Below are 17315 nucleotides of genomic sequence, written 5' to 3'. Positions count from 1 at the left end.
ATGCCTTATCTCCCATCGACCTGATTCCGGATTTCATCCCGATCCTGGGCTATCTGGATGATGTGGTGCTGGTGCCGCTCGGCGTGTTGCTGGTGGTCCGGTTGATCCCGGCGGAGGTAATGGAACAGCATCGCGCCGCCGCTGCGCTCGCTGCGGAGCGCCCCGTCAGTCGCATTGCGGTCGTCGTGATAGTTGCGCTCTGGCTTGGCGCGGCCGCGATGGTGGTGGTCTGGCTGGCTCGCCTGCGTGTTTGACTCGAACGCCCGAAGTAGAGGTGATGTGCCCACGGTTCGGCCAACTTGGTGCCAAATTGGGAACGGCGTGATGGCCGGGAGCCATCCATAACGTGCTTTGGGAGTGCTGCGAATGGACGACGCACCTCCCGTGCCCGACTTTTGTGTGTTAGATGAACGATAACCAGCAAACGAACCTGCTTACCCTGATCGCGATCGGCAAGGAGCGCGGATTCCTGACTCACGGTGAAATCAGCGACCATCTTCCTGACGGCAAGGACCAGGCCGGCATTACCGATAGAATCCTGGCGATGCTGCCGGAGCTTGGCATTGAGGTCGTGGATAGAGCGCCTGCCGACACAATGCTGTTAAACGAGGACGCGCCGGCCTCAAGCTCCGATGACGTCACAGTGGAGGAAGCTACCGCAGCCATCACGCAGAGCGATAGCCGATTCGGTCGTACCACCGATCCCGTGCAAATGTATCTGCGGGAAATTGGCGCCGTCCAGTTGCTCACGCGCGAGAACGAGGTAGAGATCGCAACTCGCCATGAAGAGGCAATCATGGAAATGGTTGACGCAATGGTGAGGTGCCCAACCGTCGTTTCCGAGCTCTTAGCCATGGCCGAGCAAGTCGAGCGCGGCGAGTTGACCGTGGACGATCTAGTTGATCACGTCGTCGATGCCCAAACCGTGCCCGCTGACAATGCGGGAGCGGATACAGGCTTACAGTTCGACGCCAGCGTAGGCGAGGCGGATGCAGAGCCCGAGGATTGCGCCCAGAGTCCGAACGCCGCTTGGGAGGCGACGTCAGCTACCACCTTGAAGCGTGATGTACTTGAGTGGCTTGCCATCGTGCGAGAACGGTATATGGAGTTGACTGCGTCCCACAGGCTTCATGAATCTGGCACGCTCCGCGATGAGCCGGCGATGGCCGCGATTCGATGTGTGCTTACCAAACTACGATTCAATCCTATGGCGATTGAGCGGCTCATCGGGGTCCTCAATATGCATCTTGAGGACGTTCGTCAAACGGAGCGCCGAATTGCTGGATTCATGATTGACCAATGCGGCATGGCACGCGACGAGTTTGTGCAGCGTTTCAGGGGGCGTGAGACCCAGCTTGACTGGTCGCAAGCGCTCGAGGCTGACTGGCATACCACCAACGGTTTGCTGCCGCGGCAGATCCTGGAAATCCAAGCGCTGCAGCAGCAGCTGCTTGCCATAGAATCTCGCGCGGCAATTTCCCTTGAGGCTCTGAGGGAAGTCGGCCGGCTGGTGACGAGAGCGCAGGTCAAGGCTCGCCAAGCAAGAGCCGAGATGATCGAGGCTAACCTTCGCCTGGTTGTCTCTATCGCCAAGAAATACATCAATCGTGGCTTGCCACTGTTGGATCTCATTCAAGAGGGCAACATCGGGCTGATGCGGGCGGCGGATAAATTCGACCACCGCCGTGGCTATCGATTTTCGACCTACGCGACCTGGTGGATCCGCCAGGCGGTGACTCGCTCTATTGCTGACAAGGCACCCACCATCCGCATTCCGATGCACCTCGTGGAGGTCGTTGGAAAAATCAATAGAGCCTCGCGCGAGTGCTTCAATGAAACCGGATCAATGCCGACGCCGGATGTCTTGGCGGCCAAGATGGGAATGAGCGAGAAGAAGATCAAATCCATCTTGAATGTTGTCAAGCAGCCGGTTTCGCTTGATATGCCGGTTGGGGAGAGCGGGGATGCGTTGCTGGGAGATACATTGGCGGATGAGATCACCGCCTCGCCTCTTGATGCAGCAGTGCAAGCGGGTCTGAAGCGGGATCTGGAAGCGGTGTTGGCATCGCTGAGCGCGCGGGAAGCGAAAGTTCTGCGAATGCGCTTCGGTATTGGCACGGCGACCGAGTACACGCTGGACGAGATTGGCCGGCAATTTGGCGTAACCCGTGAACGTATTCGCCAGTTGGAAGCTCAGGCGATGCGAAAACTACGAAAGGCAGAGCCTACTGTACGCCTGCGTGCCTATCGCGAAGTGTCGTGAATCCTTCGTCTCCGATAAGTTGGCGGGCGACGATGAGCAGACCGATCAGAGGTGCCTCTGCGGCGCAGTGGCGTGCGTGGGTAAGGTGAGAGCGAGGGTGATTGCGCTGGTTGCACCAAGCTGGGGGAGGCGTGGCTTTCCTACAAAGAGTTGCTCTCCGGCAGCGATCCGAATCTCGAGCATGCAAAGAAGGTCGCCCTAGCGAGCGAGGATGTTCTGATACTCGCGAACCAGTGAACGGTGCAACGCGAGAAGCATTCCGGTACCACGGCCGAGTAAGCTTGTCGGCGTTTGCCGGGCGCAAGCGGATGCTCTCGCAGCGAATAGCTAGGTTCACTTTTTCCGCTCTCTTGGGGCATCACGTCCCCGCAAATGAAACTGGGCTGAGTGCGAGACGCTGGTCCAGGCGCTGGTGCCGGCCCACGTGCTCGACAAGGGTATCCCGACGGCCGGGCTGCTCGCTCAGGTGCTGGTGGCCAAGTACGCAGATCACTTGCCGCTGTACCGTCAAGAAAGGACCTTTGCACGCGCAGGCTTGGCCTTGCCGCGCTCGACCTTGCGGCAATGGGTCGGCGTGTGCGGCGTACCGCTGCAGCGCTTGGTCGACACATTGCATGAAGCGTTGCTCAAGCACGGCGTGCTGCACGCTGACGAGGCCCCCGGTGCAGATGCTCGATCCGGGCGAGAAGAGAACGCATCGTGCCTATCTGTGTGCGTACAGTCCCACAAGTTATGAATCCGTGCGCGGTGTTGTCTACGACATCGTACCGAGCCGTGCGGGTGAACATGCGATCGGAAAAATGCGGCTAGACCCCTTACCGCCAGTAGGACGCGGCTCAGAATTGCCCACCTAGTGTCAGCCAGCGGAATGCGGGGGGCATAATAGAGAAATGGATAAATAGGCACTTAATGCACGTGCAATGCGGGGGTGTTGTCGTACTTGCCGAGGACGTTGTCTGGATAGTCGGCGCGGTAGAACGTCGGGCCCGGATCGAGCGTGGTCGGCTGCGCCCAGATCTCGCGCACGTACAGGCGGTCGCCGGGTTTTCCATAGGGACATAGCGTCAGATCGCCGCTGGCTTCGATGAAGTGGTAGCGGTGACGCTCGCTCATCCCCCGCCGCGTCTGCGTCTTCCGGCCGTCCAGGATGGCGCGCACCATGGGGGCGCCGAAGAGGATGGCGCGTTCTTTGGTCATGCTAGGATTCCCTCGTGTAGCGGGAGACGGCGATGAGTGAGAAGCTGTACAGGATCATTGAGGAGTACCGTGCGATGTACATCCACGTCGCTGCCTTCGAGGTTGAGGAACTTGGCCGGAGCCGAGAGCAACCTGGGCACAAGTGGGGCTTTCTCGTAGGTATTCGCACTACACCCGAACCGGACGACGATTTGGTCTACGGACCAGCCCAGGATCACAGCGACTACTACACGCGTGCGGCGGCAGAGCAGGCGGCATTGGACCATGGTCGGACGGCTATCGATGCGTTTTGGGCACTTGAGTGAGATCATGCTGCCCCCTAGGGGAATCCATCGTGCTGCATGCCGTCGAGCAGGCGGGCGACGGCCTTCTTGCCCACCCTGGCGGCGCCAATGCCATCGCCAAATTCGTGCACCTCGCGCCAGTTCAGCGCAATGATCGCCGGGTCGGCCTTCCAGGTGGATAGGTCCTTGCTCTCGTAGGTGTATGTGACCGGACTCCATTCGCCGTACTGCTTGAACAAGAACGGCACGCCGGCTCCCGCGCACTGGTCACGCAGGCCACGAGCCCAAGCCGGATGCATCGGCCGCGCATCAATGGGCAGCGGTCCCCGCCAAGCAGCACGCATCCACATGCGCAAATCGACCGGCCCGAGCAGCGGCACCATACTCAGAAAGCGCACGCGCGCCGGCATCGCTAGCAGCTTCGGGATGTCGCGGTCGGTTTCCGCCTGGTTGCAAATCGTGGCGCCGATCCAGACGTTGGGCAGGTAGTTGTCGCGCCAGCCCTCGCGGCCAACCGTGAGCGCGCATGGCCTGCTCCAGCATCTCCGCGGCGTTGCCGATGCGCTTCGTCAGCAGCAGCCAATCCAAGTTGGGAGTCTCGATGATTAGCCGGAGCAGGTCAAAGCGCCATTGCGCACTGACGGCGTTATCGAACACATCAGCCAAGCTGGCGCAGAAGACGCGTTGCCGCCGACGGTGCCGCGCATAGAAGACGCCGGCGTTGCGGTCCAAGCGAGCGGCTTACGCCAGTGAGCGGCGCTCGTGCGCCGGCGCGGCGCGCCCGGTCCCCAGCTCACGGACTGGCCTCCACCGAAGCGCGCGGTTCGCGTCTCTGCATAGCAGTGGTCGCAGCCGGGGCCGACCTTCTGGCAACCCTCCAGGGGTTGAAGGTGTGGTCGCCCACTCGATACTGGTGTTTTCGCTCATGCTGCACTCTCCAAGACGAGCCCGGCCTGCCGCGTGCGTGCCGTTTGCAGGGCGATGTAGTCGGGATTGAGTTCGGCGCCAAGCCAGCGGCGCCCCAGGCGCTGCGCGACGCTGGCAGCATCAGGGTGGTCCCCATCACCTCCGCGATCGCGCACGCGGCGTCCGGCGGCACAGCGTTGCCGATCCGCTCGCGCCACGCCTGATCGCTCAGCCCGTCCAGTTCCAGATATTTCTCGGGCTCGACGAGGGACTGAAGGCAGGCCAGTTCAAATGTGGTGAAAGGGCGGTGCCAAGTGCCGTCCAGCGCGCGGATGATCGCGATCAGCTTGTCGTTCACGGCGGGCAGGCGCGGATCAGCCACCGACCATCGGCCGTTGTCGTGGCCAGCAGCTGCCGACACGGCACCGCTCGGCTGCTCCCAGCCCACCACGCCATAGTGGCCACCGGTCAGGTAGTGGTCGCCGCGCTTACGCCGCATGCCCGGGCGTGGGTCTGCCACCGCATAGGCACCCTGGCCGGTGTCGCTGCGCGCGATGACCATGCCGGCCGGCTCGTCAAAGCCGGTGATGCGGTACTTGCCCGCGCCCTCGAAGCCGGTCGACGCGCGCGGGTCCGCGACCGCCTGACCGTCTGCGCTCGGGCCGGTGCCGCCAGTCACCACGCCGGCCGCCTGATCGAACGGCACTACGCGGAAGCAGTTGTTGTGCTTGATGCCGGTGCGCGGGTCGGCCACGCTGAACGTGCCCTGGCCGGGCGACTTGACGCCGATGATGGCACCAGACGTCTCGCCCCAGCGCAGCACGCCATACTGCTGATACTGCGCCGCGTCGGCCGGGCCGCGCGGATCCGCTACCGAGAACGTCCCATTGCTGGGCAGCGATTCGCCCGCGACCGCGCCGGCATGCTCTTCCCGGCCCAAGACGCCGAGGGCGCCGTTACGGCGCTCGGGCATGCTGAGGTAATCGCGCAGCTTGCCGTCTTCCACCGCCAGCTTGTTCAAGCTGCGCCAGTCGCTACCGGCCTCAACAAACGCCAGCCGTACCCAGGTCTTCCACTGCAGCGACGGCACGCGGTGCATCGGGCCACCGGCGAGATCGCCGGGCAGCGGCATGCGGCCCAGCACAGTGCCAACGCCTTGCAGGCGTCGCAGCTCAGGCTCGTACAGGAAGGCCGGCACCTTCTCCATGTGGCGGGCAACAAGCAGGAAGCGCTTGCGGCTCTTGGCCAGGCCGCCGATCTCGCCACAGTCATGTGTCGTCTCGTTCACGGCATAGCCGTAGTGGCGCAGGATTTGGTTGATCTGGTCCAGCAGGTGCCGGCCGCGCGTGGCCAGCCGCGGCACGTTTTCGAACACGATCGGCTCGACGGGGTCGTCCTTCCAGGCTTCGCACATCAGCCAGACGCAGCGCAGCGTCAGCTCGTTGAGCGCCTGGTACTTCGGCGAGCAGCCCGGAGGCGCCCTTGCAGGGCGACGAGATGAACACGCAGTTCGGGCGCTCGCCGCCTGCGGCGCGCCGGATGTCGGCGGCCGTGGCCTCGCCAGCCTGCCGGCGGCTCTTTGCCGTGGAAGGCGGTATACATGGCCCGGGTGAACAGGTCCATGACCGTGCACTTCGCGCCCACGAGCTGCTCGAAGTCGCGCGCTGCGGCCGGGTCGACGTCGATGCCGCCGATGCACTTCCAGGTCGCCACCATGTTGCCCACCTGGGAAGCGGCCTTCTTGAAGCCCTTGGCGCCGCCGCCCAGGCCTTGTATTCGCGGCGGATCATGCGAATACCTCGGTTTTTTGTTGACTATTCTTTGCAATCGAAATTGGACGGTGCTGGTAGTCTGTTTGGCCCCGACGCCCACATCCGATTGCCGACCAATGACTACCGTTCTTGCCATTACCGTCGCCTGCGGCGCATTTCTCAGGCTCTGCGTCGCGTCTCCCTACGAAGGGGCGTTCGGGCTGGACAGATGCGATCTGGACGGATTCAACGTGACCCCGGGATGGGGCCACGATAGCGGCGATAACGGTGAATGCACGCACGTTGGGGATTGAGACGCTTTGCGCGTGTTCACGATTTTTTACAGATGCGCCGGATGGCGCCCGGTATGCTGGCGACAAATCAAAAATTCCACTGAGGAACGAGCCATGAAATCCATTCTTGTGTTGCTGATCGCCTGTGGCGCTTTGCTTAGCGGTTGTGCCGTGATTCCTTACGACGATGGATACGGAGGGGGCCAAGGCAAAGGCTGCCCTCCGGGGCAAGCTAAGAAAGGGAACTGCCGGGTTGACCAGTACGGGAACGAATCCTTCTGCCCACCCGGTCAGGCGAAGAAGGGCCGCTGCTGAGTTGCATGGGGTGTCACTTCGTCTCTCCTTGTGCAGCCTTGCGCGGCAGGTGCTGCATATCGACCGTCGGATGCGCCAGCGCGTCGATTTGCTCGCACGGCCACATGCGGTCGATATCGCGCTCGCAAATGCGCGATACCTCGTCTAGCGTGTACTTGCCTGCCTCGTTGATGCGCGTCACATAGCCGCTGCGATTCTTGCCCCACCACATCACGCAGTTGCCTACGAACTGGCGGGTGTCCTGCACGTAGAACATCGCTTCGCGTTTGTCCGCGCTGGGCTGTTCTGCGGTCAATTTCGTCACGTCACGAGAATGGTCGGCCAGGAGGGCGCTGGCGTGTTCGACACGACCCTTTGCATAGCTGTCGCCTGCGTGCCAACGATGGCATGCGCGCAGTCGATCATCGACTTCTGCAATCTCGTCGCCTGTCAGCGCCTTGGCGCTCGGTTGCGCAGCGGCGCTCGCGGTGGCTGCTTTGCCTGTGCTGAACAGATCCTGTGCGCGTTCGCGGTAGTGCTTGGCGGCACCAAGGGCGGCTTCCTCGCTGTCCAGCGCTCCGCAACGGTTGGCGGCTTGCTCCGGTGTAGCGGCGGCGCCGTCAACCAGAGCAAACCAGCTTGCTGCCGCCACCCCCTCGCCCTTGCCACCCTCATTGATCGCCACCGGCTGCTTTATGACAGCAATTGCGTCTGCCAACGCAGCCAAGGCATCTGTATCGTCGCCCTCGTCGTCGTGGTAGCATCCCGATGCCCTCAACATCTCGATGGCGTTGAGCAGCGCACGCGAGAGCATGAGCCCGGAGCAACGCCGGCATGGCGATGTGGTGAGCTGCAGCCCGGAGCTACGGCTCGTGCGTGCGCGAGGACAGGGCGACGGATTTGCCCCGCCCGGCTTCCAGCCGCACCAGGTGGTTGCCGATCTCATCGGCAGAAAGCTGCGGCGATGCAGAGTCATCCACAGGGTTCATCACGTTCGAACTACCTACGCCGCCGCTATCGATTTTAGTTAACTGTCCCTGTCCCTTGGATGGCGTTTCCCGAGGGACAAAACCGGGACAATAATCCTCTGTCCCGGTGGACATATCAGGCTTGTCCCTAGGGACAATACGAGAGCATCCCGAGGACATGAATTGTTCCAAAGTGGGGAAAGGCACCGATGTCCCATGCTGCTGGTTGTGTTTCTTGATGCGGGCACACTTGGGCTTCCAGCGCTGCTCTACGTTGCTTTTCCGGGCCTCTCGGGCCTTCTCTGCGACTACAAGGTGGTACAAACGGCTGTCAGCGCATTTGACCCAGCCGCGCAGCGCCCCTTCACGGACTTTCAGCCATTCCTTCACAACGCGGCCGAACCCGGCAAGCATGCGACAGCATGCGGTCATCGTCAGGTAACGACGCCGCTGGCAGCGGATGCCACGCGGCGCACGACTGCAGTACGGCGGCCCAGCACGCCGCTCGGTCCGCGAGCGCAGCCAAGTCGCTGTCGCGCGGCGCACCACGTCGAGCGGCATAAACCGGAAATCTCGCAAGTCGCAGTCGGATTGTGTTAACGGTTGGTTCTCGGAATTCATACGGCTCTTGCAATCGCAGGTATTGGCTGTCCTGAGTTGAACGGCGCGCTGTAGGCGTCCGCCGCGGCGAACCGGACGGGCCCATTTGCATGTTTGTCCAGACCATGCGCTGGGTCTTCTCGCGCACGTACTGCGCGAGGTCTTCCCGCAGGGCGTCGTGGGTCCAATTCATGCAGCAACCTCCAGCAACAGACCCTGCCGATAAGTGCGGCAGTCACCTTGGTAGCAAGTGTCGAGGGTCATGCTAGGATTGAGTGACGTGCTGAAGGTACTGCCATGGATCAGAAGCTCTTCGAAGAACTGCCGGTGGACGAGCAAGAGGACTTCAAGGCGGCCTGCAAGAAGCATGGCCGGATCCGCGAAGAATTCACGGTCGCCTTTGACGAAGGCTGCCCGCCCAAGGAAGGCGCACGCCACATTTCCCGTCAGGTGACCGTGGCGGCAAACCTCACAGGCGCCCACCAGCGCTACGCGGCTGGGAGCGGCACGTCGTGGACCGTCGAGTTCGAGCGTGACCTCGATCGAGGTTTTTTCTGGGAAACCTACGACTAGGTCCACATCGCGGATCGCGCCATCACCTCGTCGTGCATCGGCACGCCGCGGATCGGGCGCAGATCCGCATCATAGCAATCGAACCGCACGTCAACGGCAAAGAGCCAGGCGCGCGCGGGATCTAGCACGCGCAGCGGAGCGCCGCAGGACTCGCAATCCCACTCTGAGCCCCCAGCCCGCGCATTTGGCCAGATGACGCGCACCACACGCCCGACGTTCTCGGGATACGGGTCGCGCGCGATTTAGGCAAGATCGCCAGGCTTGCACCTCATGGCAGCATTCCCCGCACGATGGAGCCAATGATTAGTACGAGCATCGACGCCACCGCGCCAAGCGTGATTATCTCGTCCATCACCCCCCTCCAATCCGTTCTTAGCCAGGCAGCGCAGCGCCTCGTACTCGGGGCGCGGCACGCAAACGACGTTGCCGTCCCCGGGCGCAACAACATCCAGCTCAAGCACCGCGAACAGCTGACAAACCTTCGCAAACGACAGGCTGTGCCCGGCACGTTCTTGTCCGTGGCGAAGGAGGCCAGGCTTCAGTGGTTCGGCTGCGAGATTGAGCAGGCCTACCATGAGATTGCGGCGCGGCGTCTTGGCCTATTGTGACGGCTGGCACAGCACGCTCATTTTTTCAAGCCCGCTGAGCGCATGCCAGGCGGGCTTTTTCATTGGTGCGATTTTCAGAGGAGCCGCCAGGTCAGTCGTTGTCTGGCCTGGCAGCGTCGTGCTGGTCGCGAATGGACTTGAGCATCCCCGAAGCCATGGAGAAGGCCCGGAGAATGGCGTCTTCGAAGTGAACGTCGAATTCTGCTTGGGACGCCCTTGTTTCTGCTGAAGTGCTGTGCTCTCCGTGGACCCCCTTGGTGGTGTCTTGCCATTGGATGATGCATGCATCGCGAAGATCGTCGAGGGCATCCGAGGTTCCACCAGCGCTGTGGTGCGCAATTGCAAGCGCTATTGCGGTGACTTGCTCGAGAGCGGTCAGTGTCGCTGTGAGCTTCAGTTGTTCGTTTGCCATGTGTTCCTCTTATGTGGGTGATCGAGAAGGTTAAGGTTCTCGATTGTTTCACGGCCAAGGGTAAGCGGCCTAGCATGCTTTTAGGGTAACGCGGGCTTGGCCGAGTGGTCTGGCACCGGCCTTCCAAGGTAAATACGCCGGCTCGATTCCGGCAACTCGCTCCAGTTGTCTCCTCGGGCATCTCGCCCGATTCGCCCCGCTCGGGTCATGCCGGCGGTTTTTTCTTTTCGGAGGTGGGCCGCGCTGAACGCTCTTTGTTGGATTCTGTGCATCGCCGTGACAGTGCTCGCTTGGTTGCACTTGAACGGCAACGGCGTCGCGCCGGACGCCGCCGGGAATGTCGAGATCCCGGCGGCCACCGGCGGATCAGGTGCAGGCGCGAAGTATGGCGGCGGCGGTGGCGGCAGCCGATGGGCCAACACCCTGGCGCAGGAGCTGTCGGCTGTGTTCGCATAATTTGGGGGTCGGGCCGCAGCTTTCCCTACAGCGCTCAGGACGTGTGAGTCGATATGCAATACGTGAAACTCGAAGACGGCCAGCCGGCGGGTGACCTGCTCAGCCGGTCGGTGCTGCGCCAGCAGCTACCACGCAATATCTCGTTCCCGCTGGAGATCCCAGCCGACATGCTGGCCGAGTATGGCTTCGCGCCGGTGAAGCAGATGCAGCCGCCTACGGTGGGCCTGCTGGATTCGGCCCGACCCGAGGGCTACAAGCTGATCGATGGCACCTACCACCAAGCCTGGGTTGTCGATCGTGTGGCGTTCCTGGACGACGCGCCGGCCATCACCGTCGCGGCGATTGAGGCCCTTGCCAAGAGCAAGCGCGACGCCGCGGTGGCCGACTACAGCCCGGCAGAGATGGCGGCTTGGAGCATGAAGCGCGGAGGCCCTGGCATTCAGCGCGAGCCAGGATGCCGCAGACGCGCCGGCCTTGGTCATGGAGACGCAGGTGCGCGGTATCCCACCGAGCGCGCTGGTCGACAAGGTACTGGCGAAGGTCGCTGCCCTGTCGCAGTTGGAGGCGGGCACCGCTGGCACTTTCGGCAGAAGCGGGATGCGGTGCCGGCGTGCGAGAGCGTGCAGGAGGTCTAGGTGCTGGTCGGGGAGATCGAAGAGGACATGGCCCATGTAGGCGTGGCTGGAGTGCGCCTGCCCCCGCTGGGACGCCATACCGTGTGGGCTTGACGATACTTGCTGCTCCAAACAGATTTCTTACGATGGAGATGTGGGAGGTCGTGAAAGGACCTGAAGACAATATGTATCTACATGAGCACTCACTGGCGGTGATGTACCCGCTAGGCACAGGAGAGTGGGTGTTCGCCGTAGTCACCTGGCCGCGAGTGATTCACTTCGGGCCATTCGAATCCAGAGATGACGCGGACGAGATTCTCTCCGAGATGTATCCGGATACGCCGATGGTTGAACTGTCCGTGCAGCCGGGGAAGCTAGATAACGACGGCGTGTCGATCCTTGGATATGCCGCCGCGCAGCAGGTAGCGTTTCAATCGGAAGCCGGCGAGTAGCCGAGTCAGCAGCCATACCATGGTCCATGAGCCGCCATCGGGCGGCATTCGCTTTATCGGGGCAGCATCCGGGGATGGCGAATTGGATATGGGTATTGGCAGATCACCCATCCCAAAAAGGCCCGCCTGGCATAGAGGTGGATCAACTTGTGCAAAGCGTCCACAAAAAAGCCAGGCACCGGCGGAGGCGACCTGGCGCTCGATTAGTCCTACGGGGAGTTGGAGGAGCCGAGTACTTTTAATCTAGTTCTCGTGTGAAGATTTTTCCATGTGATATTTGACAGTAACGCAATGGAGCACAACAAATCTGCGCACGTCCATAAACCGAGCCAAGGCCCGCAATGTGCGGGCTTTTTCATTTCGGAGGCTTGATGGACAAGCAAACCTTCCAGCAGGCCGCACCTGTCGCCGACGCTCGCTTCGCGCTGGTGGCCGCACGTCGAACCGGCGCTGTTCGAGTTCGGCATCCTCGCGCCGCCACGCGTAGCCGCATGGATCGCTCAGGTCGGTCACGAGTCGCTGGGCTTCTCGCTTACACGCGAATTGTGGGGGCCACCGCCGACCCAAATGCGCTACGAGCGCGACCTGTCGGCAGCGTGGCCGCCGGCCGACAGAACCAGCCGCAACCAGAAGCCCCATGAGCTCGGCAACAGCCAGCCCGGGGACGGCAAGCGTTTCATGGGTCGGGGGCTCATCCAGATCACGGGGCGCGCGAACTACCGCATGCGGCGCCGCGCTCGGCTTCGACTTGCAGGCCACGCCGGCGATGCTTGAGGCGGATGCGCTGGCCGCGCGCTCGGCTTGCTGGTTCTGGGCCAGCCGCAACCTAAACGCGCTGGCAGATGCAGGCAACTTCAATGCGTTGACACGCAAGATCAACGGCGGCACCAATGGGCGGGGCGCACCAAGCAATTCGTCAAGGGATAGCTGGGAGAGTTACATGCAAGAGCACGAAAAGAGCCTGGCAATGCTGGTCGTAATGGGCGCGATGATCGCCCTGGGGAAGCAGCTCGTGAGCGATGAATACTTGACATTCCGACTGATCATTCGGCCGGGCGCTGCTGGGGGCTGGCGTTGGGGGCACTGGCTGCTGTCATCTTCGCCGCCGGCTGGGCGGTGAACGGCTGGCGCAAGGATGCCGAGTCGGCCGAGCTCACCGCGGCCCGGGCCCCGGCTGACGTCGAGACTGCCAACCAGGCGTTGGCTGACCCGCGCACGGCCGGCGCTGGCATCCGCGCGCGGGCCGACGAGTACCGCGCCATCCAGTCGACGCTGGGCAGCCGGCTCAACGCCATCCAGAAGGAACTGAAGAATGCGAAGGCTTTACCTGTGGATTGCCGCCCTGACGATTTCCGGGTGCGCAAGCTGTCCGACGCCGTCGACGCAGCCAAGCAAGCCGCCGCCGCTCGATAGCGCGCTGGCCGCACCTTGCGTCGTATTGGACACGCCGGCGGGGGCCGACTATGACGCGTGGCAGGAGTGGCCTATGGGACCGGTGCTGGGTGCACTGGGGGATTGCGCTGCGCGGCACTGGGCGATGGTGGAGGCGTGGCCGAAGTAGCCATATGGCCTCGGGCCAGGAGAAATAAGGGTGTAGAAAGCAGGGGCCTGCGCCTACACCCCCAGTAAATAGCGACCGGGGTCAAATCAATCGCCAAGCTGGAGTATGTCGTGTTGCAGTAATTTCAGTACCCCGCTGAGGAGGGAGTGGAGCAGGGAAAACGGATGGCGTATCTGGAGAGCGAGGTACGACGCTGCGAGCGTGGCTTACGACTCCCTGACGGCGTATCCAATCCCTGCTTAAGTAGGGAGGCGCGCTGAGGCGCCCTTGATACACTACAAACGCGCGCTGGAGGTGGCTGGGGTGGAGACTCGGACGGGAACAGTCATTGACCGCCGCCGGGGGCGCCTGAGGGCGCCCTTTGTTATTGAGTCTTCCTGTAGAACCGCTGCACCGGCACCGCTCCAGGCCGCTTGATCTTCACCCAGTCCCGGGACCGCACACCCGCTTGGTAGGTGCTGCCGGTCCGCTTGCCGACTACCCCCGTACTTCATCCGTCCTTTCACGATCATATGCATTACCTCGATGCCGCCCAGCAGAATCCGCGCGCAGCGAAAAACCTTGAAACCGAGCATGGGTCGGATGCGGAACTTGATTGCCCAATGGTCCTGTTCCACGATGATACTTGGCCTAGCGAATCCTGATGTGTCTTTCGCTGTGCGTTGATCGCGTGCACCCCGGCCAGATTGGCGTTGCTTTTGTCGATGGTCACTGTTCCGGGCGCGCCATTCTGGTCGATGGCCTTCTCGAAGTCGCGCCGGGCCACCGCCGTATCCCGTTTGGCTCGGAACAGAAAATCGACCGCGTCGCCCGCGTTGTCCACGGCCCAGTACAAGTACTTCCACTGGATTTGTCGCGATAGCAGGCTCTGTCGCAGTTAGGGAGCGAGGCAAGCAGCGCCCTCATCGCCGGAAAGCCAAAAAAAGTGACGAGCCAGTCCAGCTTATGACAAAATAATTGCCCCCTGGTCACACCGGAAATGACGTTGCGGTCCGGACGTCGACGTACCCTTGAGTCATATTTCTGGCACGGTTCCCATTTCGCTAGTCAACGGCTTCCTGTCGGGCGCCGATCCCGCCGCCATTGAGCGGCTGGCGGAGTGCTCTGGCATCCCCCACGGCTTGCTGCGCCGCCCTGGCTCCCGCGTGACCGAGGAGCAGTTCTCCACGCTCTACCGCCTGCTCGCGACCGAACTGGACGACGAAATGCCGGGCATCTTCAGCCGCCCCTTGCGCAACGGCACGCTGAAATACCTGTGCCTGAGCCTGCTCGACGCCCCGCGGCTGGAAGTCGCGCTGCACCGGTTCGGCCAGTTCTTCCACCTGATCCTGGATGATTTCCGCCTGGATTCGGGCCGCGACGGCGAAGGCGGCTGGGTTGCCATGGAGGCGGATCCGGCGGGCCCCAGCGTGACCGAACTCGGCCGCGAACTTATCATGAAGCTCGTGCACGGCATTGCCTCATGGCTGGTTGGGAAGCGGATCCCGCTGATCGCGGCGGAGTTCGATTTTGCGCGTCCCGCGCACGCAACGGACTACCTCTTTCTCTTTCCGGGGCCGGTTCAGTTCGGTAGCGCACAGACATGCATGCGTTTCGAGGCGGCTTACCTTGATATGGCCGTGCGGCAACGCAAGGCCGACCTGCAGAGATTCCTGGCGCGCGCCCCGGAAGACTGGATCTTCGTCTCCTTCGTCGACCAGATGGTTTGCCACCGGGTCAGGCAATTCCTTGCCGATTGCCTTCCCGTCATGCCGACGCTGGAAGTGGTTGCCCAGGACCTGCACTATTCCGTGCGCACGCTTTGCCGCCGGCTTGCGGACGAAGGCACGACGTTCCAAGCGATCAAGGACGACGTCCGGCGCGATATCGCGATCCAGCGGCTCACGCGTTCGCCCGATGCCATCGCGGCAATCGCTTATGACGTCGGCTTTGACAACCCGACCGCGTTCCACCGCGCCTTCCGGCACTGGACCGGCAGCACGCCCAAGGCGTACCGCGGCATGGCCTGAGCGGCGCGGCTAGGCGGCGGCACAGCTGTAACGGGTGCCGAAGCGCTGCCTGAGCACCAGCTTATGCAGCTTGCCGGTCGCGGTCAGCGGCAGTTCCGGCACGAACACCACGTCGTCCGGGATCCACCACTTGGCCACCTTGCCTTCATAGAAGGCCAGTAGTTGTTGCGCATCGAGCGTGCTGCCGGCGCGCCTTACCGCGACCAGCAGGGGGCGTTCGTCCCACTTGGGATGGGCACAGGCGATACAGGCCGCCAGTTCGATCTCCGGATGCGCAACGGCGATGCCTTCCAGTTCGATCGAGGAAATCCATTCGCCGCCGGACTTGATCACATCCTTGCTGCGATCCGTGATCTGCATATAGCCGTCGGCGTCGATCGTAGCGACATCGCCGGTGGCGAACCAGCCATCATTCTCCAGGCAGGTTTCCTCCATGCCGAAGTAGCGCTCCACGACCCAATGGCCGCGCACCATCAGGTCGCCCGCCGAGCGTCCGTCCCACGGCAACTCGGCACCATCGGCGTCGACGACCTTCATCTCGACACCCGGCACGACTCTGCCTTGCTTGGCCTCGAGCTGCGCGCGCTCCTGCTCCGGCTTTTGCGCGAAGCCCTGCGAGGGCGAAAACACAGTGCCAACCGGCGACAGCTCGGTCATGCCCCAGGCGTGTACTGACTTGATGCCCAGTTCGCCCAGCGCCTTGGCCAGTTGCGGCGGGCATGCCGCGCCGCCCACAATGACACGCTCCAGGCTCTTGCAGCGCTCGCCCGTGCGGCGCATATGGTCGGCCAGGCCGAGCCAGACCGTGGGCACGCCGGCCGACACCGTCACGCCTTCCTGGTCGAACAACGCCGACAGGGACGCGCCGTCGAGCGCCGGGCCCGGCAGCACCAGCTTCGCCCCAACCAGCGCCGCGGAGAACGGCAGCCCCCAGGCATTGACGTGGAACATCGGCACGACAGGCACCACGGAGTCCGACGCACGCAGGCAAAGCGCGTCCGGCAGCGCCGAGGCATAGGCCATCAGGCAAAGCGAACGGTGCGAGTACAAGACGCCCTTCGGGTTGCCGGTGGTGCCGGATGTGTAGCAAAGCACTGCCGCCAGCTGCTCATCCAGGCGGGGCCAGTCGAAATGGCCGGGCTGCCCGCCGATCAGGGCCTCGTAGCTTTCGAGCGGCAGCGCCGGTGCTTGCGGCAGGCTGGTGGCGTCGCACAGCATGACCCATGACTCGACATGAGGACATTGCGGCGCGATCTGCTCGACCAGGCCCAGGAAGGAGGCATCGAAGCAGACCACGCGGTCGCGGGCATGATTGATGATGTATGCGATCTGTTCGGGGAACAGGCGGGGGTTGATGGTATGACAAACCGCGCCAATGCCGGTCACGCCATAGTACAGCTCCATATGGCGATAGCCGTTCCACGCCAGCGTGCCGACGCGGTCTCCCGCCACGATGCCGCGGCCCGTCAGCGCATTGGCCAGTTGCATGGCGCGGACATGGCAGTCCCCGTAGGTATAGCGGTGAATGTCGCCCTCGACGCGCCGGGATACGATTTCCACCGTGCGGGAGTGCCGCGCCGCCTGCTCCAGCAGCGCGGACAATTGCAAAGGCGCGTACATCATCTGACCGAACAGGTCCATAGTCTTGTCTCCTGACAGGCGGTTTGTCGTTATGCCGGTTGCATTCATCGGCCATGGCGACGCCGGCTGCGAGGCATTCTAGAGGTGCCCGCCACCTCCGGCACTGACAGGAATGGCCGAACTAGTGACAAATCCGGCCAATCGAACTGGGGTGCATGGCAGGCGACCCGCGCGCGACGCAAAGCGGCAGGTTTTGTCAATGAATGGGCAGGTTTGGTTATTCCCGCATGACGCAGCGGGCGCTACGATCCGGTATCCGGACCATGCGGTGCCGGCATCCGGTCAGATGCACCGCGCCCTGTCCCCAAAATGGAGTCCCCAAAAAATGACCTACCGTGCCCCGCTCAAGGACATGTTGTTCGTGATGAACGAACTGGCTGATCTTGACGCAGTCAGCAAGCTGCCCGGCTTCGAGGACGCCACGCCGGAGACG

At 62.7% G+C, this 17315-nt stretch carries 18 protein-coding genes and 4 pseudogenes; 14 read left to right on the top strand and 8 right to left on the bottom strand.

Annotated features, from left to right (window positions below; translation table 11 throughout):
• The 3 genes and pseudogenes from AC07XB_RS38120 to AC07XB_RS38110 form a co-directional block, all read left to right on the top strand.
• The coding region (locus tag AC07XB_RS38120) for a YkvA family protein (RefSeq protein WP_493688193.1) at positions 1–254 on the top strand (254 nt) is incomplete at its 5' end.
• Positions 255–406: 152 nt separating this feature from the next.
• On the top strand, positions 407–2263 hold the full coding sequence (rpoD, locus tag AC07XB_RS38115) for an RNA polymerase sigma factor RpoD (RefSeq protein ID WP_492829869.1): 1857 nt from the start codon (positions 407–409) through the stop codon (positions 2261–2263).
• A gap of 379 nt (positions 2264–2642) precedes the next feature.
• Positions 2643–3054: pseudogene (locus AC07XB_RS38110) on the top strand (IS66 family transposase); the annotation flags it as partial.
• A 115-nt stretch (positions 3055–3169) separates the two neighbouring features.
• Here AC07XB_RS38110 and AC07XB_RS38105 read toward each other — a convergent pair.
• Positions 3170–3460, bottom strand: coding sequence for an ASCH domain-containing protein (locus AC07XB_RS38105; RefSeq protein ID WP_492829867.1), 291 nt, complete (start codon positions 3458–3460; stop codon positions 3170–3172).
• 32 nt (positions 3461–3492) lie between these two features.
• Here AC07XB_RS38105 and AC07XB_RS38100 point away from each other — a divergent pair, with 32 nt between their 5' ends.
• Positions 3493–3765 carry a hypothetical protein gene (locus AC07XB_RS38100; protein ID WP_492829864.1) on the top strand — a complete coding sequence of 91 codons (273 nt, stop codon included), beginning with the start codon at positions 3493–3495 and terminating at the stop codon, positions 3763–3765.
• 14 nt (positions 3766–3779) lie between these two features.
• Here the strand turns inward: AC07XB_RS38100 and AC07XB_RS38095 are convergent.
• The 4 genes and pseudogenes from AC07XB_RS38095 to AC07XB_RS38080 form a co-directional block, all read right to left on the bottom strand.
• A pseudogene (locus tag AC07XB_RS38095) lies at positions 3780–4671 on the bottom strand (phage Gp37/Gp68 family protein).
• A 106-nt stretch (positions 4672–4777) separates the two neighbouring features.
• Positions 4778–6366 (bottom strand): annotated as a pseudogene (locus AC07XB_RS38090) (DNA cytosine methyltransferase); the annotation flags it as partial.
• A 656-nt stretch (positions 6367–7022) separates the two neighbouring features.
• Entirely contained in the window at positions 7023–7802 is a 780-nt protein-coding gene (locus AC07XB_RS38085) for a hypothetical protein (RefSeq protein WP_492829862.1), read from the bottom strand.
• A gap of 49 nt (positions 7803–7851) precedes the next feature.
• A complete protein-coding gene (locus AC07XB_RS38080; RefSeq protein ID WP_492829861.1) occupies positions 7852–8577 on the bottom strand; it encodes a hypothetical protein in 726 nt (241 codons plus the stop codon).
• A gap of 276 nt (positions 8578–8853) precedes the next feature.
• Between AC07XB_RS38080 and AC07XB_RS38075 the strand changes: the two genes are divergently transcribed.
• The gene (locus AC07XB_RS38075; protein WP_492829859.1) at positions 8854–9129 is read left to right on the top strand and encodes a hypothetical protein; all 276 of its coding nucleotides are present in this window, start codon (positions 8854–8856) and stop codon (positions 9127–9129) included.
• Between the two features lie 299 nt (positions 9130–9428).
• Entirely contained in the window at positions 9429–9737 is a 309-nt protein-coding gene (locus AC07XB_RS38070) for a hypothetical protein (RefSeq protein ID WP_492829857.1), read from the top strand.
• A 91-nt stretch (positions 9738–9828) separates the two neighbouring features.
• On the opposite strand, the gene AC07XB_RS38065 is transcribed toward AC07XB_RS38070, so the two are convergent.
• Complete coding sequence (locus tag AC07XB_RS38065) at positions 9829–10149, bottom strand: hypothetical protein (RefSeq protein ID WP_492829855.1); 321 nt, start codon at positions 10147–10149, stop codon at positions 9829–9831.
• Positions 10150–10425: 276 nt separating this feature from the next.
• On the opposite strand from AC07XB_RS38065, the gene AC07XB_RS38060 reads away from it, so the two are divergent.
• The 6 genes from AC07XB_RS38060 to AC07XB_RS38035 all read left to right on the top strand — a co-directional run bounded on the left by AC07XB_RS38060 (position 10426) and on the right by AC07XB_RS38035 (position 13084).
• Positions 10426–10605 carry a hypothetical protein gene (locus tag AC07XB_RS38060; RefSeq protein ID WP_492829853.1) on the top strand — a complete coding sequence of 60 codons (180 nt, stop codon included), beginning with the start codon at positions 10426–10428 and terminating at the stop codon, positions 10603–10605.
• 62 nt (positions 10606–10667) lie between these two features.
• Positions 10668–11240: a hypothetical protein gene (locus AC07XB_RS38055; RefSeq protein ID WP_492829851.1), complete on the top strand. Its 573-nt coding sequence runs from the start codon at positions 10668–10670 to the stop codon at positions 11238–11240.
• A gap of 143 nt (positions 11241–11383) precedes the next feature.
• Entirely contained in the window at positions 11384–11671 is a 288-nt protein-coding gene (locus AC07XB_RS38050; RefSeq protein ID WP_492829849.1) for a hypothetical protein, read from the top strand.
• A 567-nt stretch (positions 11672–12238) separates the two neighbouring features.
• On the top strand, positions 12239–12445 hold the full coding sequence (locus tag AC07XB_RS38045; protein WP_492829847.1) for a hypothetical protein: 207 nt from the start codon (positions 12239–12241) through the stop codon (positions 12443–12445).
• Positions 12438–12791, top strand: coding sequence for a phage holin family protein (locus AC07XB_RS38040; protein ID WP_492829845.1), 354 nt, complete (start codon positions 12438–12440; stop codon positions 12789–12791). Before AC07XB_RS38045 ends, AC07XB_RS38040 begins: the two co-directional genes overlap by 8 nt.
• Complete coding sequence (locus AC07XB_RS38035) at positions 12788–13084, top strand: hypothetical protein (protein ID WP_492829843.1); 297 nt, start codon at positions 12788–12790, stop codon at positions 13082–13084. Before AC07XB_RS38040 ends, AC07XB_RS38035 begins: the two co-directional genes overlap by 4 nt.
• A 627-nt stretch (positions 13085–13711) precedes the next feature.
• Here the strand turns inward: AC07XB_RS38035 and AC07XB_RS38030 are convergent.
• Positions 13712–14079: pseudogene (locus AC07XB_RS38030) on the bottom strand (DDE-type integrase/transposase/recombinase); the annotation flags it as partial.
• Between the two features lie 190 nt (positions 14080–14269).
• On the opposite strand from AC07XB_RS38030, the gene AC07XB_RS38025 reads away from it, so the two are divergent.
• On the top strand, positions 14270–15241 hold the full coding sequence (locus tag AC07XB_RS38025) for an AraC family transcriptional regulator (RefSeq protein ID WP_492829888.1): 972 nt from the start codon (positions 14270–14272) through the stop codon (positions 15239–15241).
• A 9-nt stretch (positions 15242–15250) separates the two neighbouring features.
• Here AC07XB_RS38025 and AC07XB_RS38020 read toward each other — a convergent pair whose 3' ends face one another.
• Positions 15251–16882: a 3-(methylthio)propionyl-CoA ligase gene (locus tag AC07XB_RS38020; RefSeq protein WP_492829841.1), complete on the bottom strand. Its 1632-nt coding sequence runs from the start codon at positions 16880–16882 to the stop codon at positions 15251–15253.
• 325 nt (positions 16883–17207) lie between these two features.
• On the opposite strand from AC07XB_RS38020, the gene AC07XB_RS38015 reads away from it, so the two are divergent.
• A partial coding sequence (locus AC07XB_RS38015) for an acyl-CoA dehydrogenase N-terminal domain-containing protein (protein WP_493688194.1) occupies positions 17208–17315 on the top strand: 108 nt, incomplete at its 3' end.

It is taken from the genome of Cupriavidus sp. GW821-FHT02F09, assembly GCF_059421605.1.
The sequence above is the reverse complement of the archived record's forward strand: the minus strand, read 5'-3'. Positions and strand labels throughout refer to the sequence as shown.

Coding starts and splice junctions, on each gene's coding strand:
- rpoD (WP_492829869.1), top strand. CDS start 407: ATGAACGATAACCAGCAAACGAACCTGCTTACCCTGATCGCGATCGGC.
- AC07XB_RS38105 (WP_492829867.1), bottom strand. CDS start 3,460: ATGACCAAAGAACGCGCCATCCTCTTCGGCGCCCCCATGGTGCGCGCC.
- AC07XB_RS38100 (WP_492829864.1), top strand. CDS start 3,493: ATGAGTGAGAAGCTGTACAGGATCATTGAGGAGTACCGTGCGATGTAC.
- AC07XB_RS38085 (WP_492829862.1), bottom strand. CDS start 7,802: ATGCTCTCGCGTGCGCTGCTCAACGCCATCGAGATGTTGAGGGCATCG.
- AC07XB_RS38080 (WP_492829861.1), bottom strand. CDS start 8,577: ATGAATTCCGAGAACCAACCGTTAACACAATCCGACTGCGACTTGCGA.
- AC07XB_RS38075 (WP_492829859.1), top strand. CDS start 8,854: ATGGATCAGAAGCTCTTCGAAGAACTGCCGGTGGACGAGCAAGAGGAC.
- AC07XB_RS38070 (WP_492829857.1), top strand. CDS start 9,429: ATGATTAGTACGAGCATCGACGCCACCGCGCCAAGCGTGATTATCTCG.
- AC07XB_RS38065 (WP_492829855.1), bottom strand. CDS start 10,149: ATGGCAAACGAACAACTGAAGCTCACAGCGACACTGACCGCTCTCGAG.
- AC07XB_RS38045 (WP_492829847.1), top strand. CDS start 12,239: ATGCGCTACGAGCGCGACCTGTCGGCAGCGTGGCCGCCGGCCGACAGA.
- AC07XB_RS38040 (WP_492829845.1), top strand. CDS start 12,438: ATGCTTGAGGCGGATGCGCTGGCCGCGCGCTCGGCTTGCTGGTTCTGG.
- AC07XB_RS38020 (WP_492829841.1), bottom strand. CDS start 16,882: ATGGACCTGTTCGGTCAGATGATGTACGCGCCTTTGCAATTGTCCGCG.